Source organism: Microbacterium sp., assembly GCF_031178525.1.
Lineage (GTDB): Bacteria > Actinomycetota > Actinomycetes > Actinomycetales > Microbacteriaceae > Microbacterium.
Genome location: NZ_JAPSJA010000366.1, coordinates 1 through 2043, shown reverse-complemented (window position 1 = coordinate 2043; position 2043 = coordinate 1). Strand labels below are relative to the sequence as shown.

Below are 2043 nucleotides of genomic sequence, written 5' to 3'. Positions count from 1 at the left end.
CCGGCGGCCCTGACCGAGGAGCTGATCTGATGTATGCCGCCCTGTGGCGAGTGCTTCCCGGCCCGTGGTGGGTGCGCCTCGTGATCCTGCTCGCGCTCGTCGCCGCGGTGCTCTACGCGCTGTTCGTGTACGTCTACCCGTGGATCGCGATGACGTTCGTTCCCGACGAGGTCACGGTCTCCTAACCGGCCTCGCCCGCGCAGTAGGTGAGCTCGACGGTCGAGCGCACCGGGACGTCGCCCGCGCTCGGCGTCTGCGACGTCACGATCTGATCGTCACCCGCGGGGCAGGATGGGTCCTCGGTCACCTGGACGGTGAGGCCGAGACCCTCGAGCGCGCCCTTGGCGAACTCGATCGTGCCGTTCTCGCGGTAGTCGACGATCGTGACGCGTCCGGACGCGACCGTGAGGTTGACGGTGGAGCCCTCCGGGATCTCGTCGCCCTCAGCCACCGCCTCGCCCGCCACATCCGCCGCCATGACCGTATCGGCTGCCAGCTCGGGGTCGTTCTGCGGCGTGATGGAACCCACCACGAGACCCGCGTTCTCGATCGCGCGCCGTGCGCTCTCCTCGGTCAGCCCCTCGAGGGACGGCACGGTCGAGACCTTCGGCCCCTCGGACACCACGACCGTGATGTCGGTCTCCGGTGACACGGACTCGCCCGCTTCGGGCTCGGTGCCGATCACGATGCCCTCGGCCACGGTGTCGCTCGGCTCGGCCTCGGAGACGACAGCCAGGTCGTCGCCCTCGAGCTCGGTCGTCGCACGCTCGAGTGTCATGCCTGTGACGTCGGGCACGATGCGCGTGTTCGCCGGGACCGGCTCGAAGGGGCGGGAGGTGACGACCCAGAACAGCACCGAGGCGACGAGCACCGCGAGCAGCGCGACACCGGCCCAGATCCAGGCGACGGGCGGGCCGGACTGCGTGCGCGTCATCGTGTTGTCGGTGGACAGCTGGCGCAGCGAACGGGCCGTCTCCGCCGCCTGGCGGGGGTTCGGTCCGTAGAGCTCGCTCGTGAGCGCGCCGAGCTCGCGCTTGGACGGCGCCTTGCCATCCGAGGCGGCGTCGAGCGCCTCGCGGAACGATGCGGCATCCGGGTATCGCTGATACGGGTCCTTCGCGAGCGCGCGCAGCACGACCGGATCGAACGCGCGGGGGGACGCCTCGTTGACCTGCGACGGGGCCGTGGGCGTCTCGCTCACGTGCTGGTACGCGACCGCGACGGGGGAGTCGCCGCGGAACGGCGGCCGGCCGGTCAGAAGCTCGTAGAGGACGATGCCGGTCGAGTAGACGTCGGCGCGCGCGTCCACCGGGTCGCCCTTCGCCTGCTCGGGAGAGAAGTACGCGGCGGTGCCCAGGATCGACGTGGTCTCCGCGACGGTCGACGAGCTGTCGGACACGGCGCGGGCGATGCCGAAGTCCATCACCTTCACCTGGCCGGCATCGGTGATCATGACGTTGCCTGGCTTGATGTCGCGGTGGACGACACCCGCGCGATGCGAGTACTCCAGGGCCTCCAGGATGCCGTCGACGTAGCGGACGGCATCCGCGGGAGCGACCGGCCCACGCGCGGCGATGTCCTTCAGCAGCGTGCCGTGCACGAGCTCCATCACGATGAACGGCACGGGCCGCTCGCCGTTCACGTCGGCCGCGACGTCCTCGCCCGCGTCGTAGACGCGCACGATCGCCTGGTTCGCCATGCGGGAGGCGGCCTGCGCCTCGAGCCGGAAGCGCGTGCGGAAGGCGCTGTCGCTCGCAAGATCCCGCTTCAGGATCTTGATCGCGACGTCGCGGCCGAGCGTCTGGTCGTAGCCGCGGTACACGCTCGCCATGCCGCCGCGGCCGATCAGCTCGCCGACGCGATACCGGCCGGCCAGCACGCGCCCGCCGTCCGCGCGCTCGTCGCCGAGACGACCTCGCGCCGAGCTCGTCTCGTCGGTCATGAATCTCCCCAGATCGGACATGAACTCGTCTCCCGGGAGCGCCCGGCCCCCGACGGCGTCAGCCGTTTCCTCCGGCGCCCGCCGTGCCGTCCGACCCGTCT

Annotated in this window: 2 protein-coding genes; one reads left to right on the top strand and one right to left on the bottom strand. The window is 71.0% G+C overall.

What is annotated here, in order from left to right:
* Positions 1-185: hypothetical protein (locus RIF89_RS14450; RefSeq protein WP_309069772.1), on the top strand; the 185-nt coding region annotated here is incomplete at its 5' end.
* Here RIF89_RS14450 and pknB read toward each other — a convergent pair.
* Positions 182-1942, bottom strand: coding sequence for a Stk1 family PASTA domain-containing Ser/Thr kinase (gene pknB, locus RIF89_RS14445; protein WP_309069771.1), 1761 nt, complete (start codon positions 1940-1942; stop codon positions 182-184). The genes RIF89_RS14450 and pknB overlap by 4 nt on opposite strands.
* Positions 1943-2043: the final 101 nt, after the last annotated feature.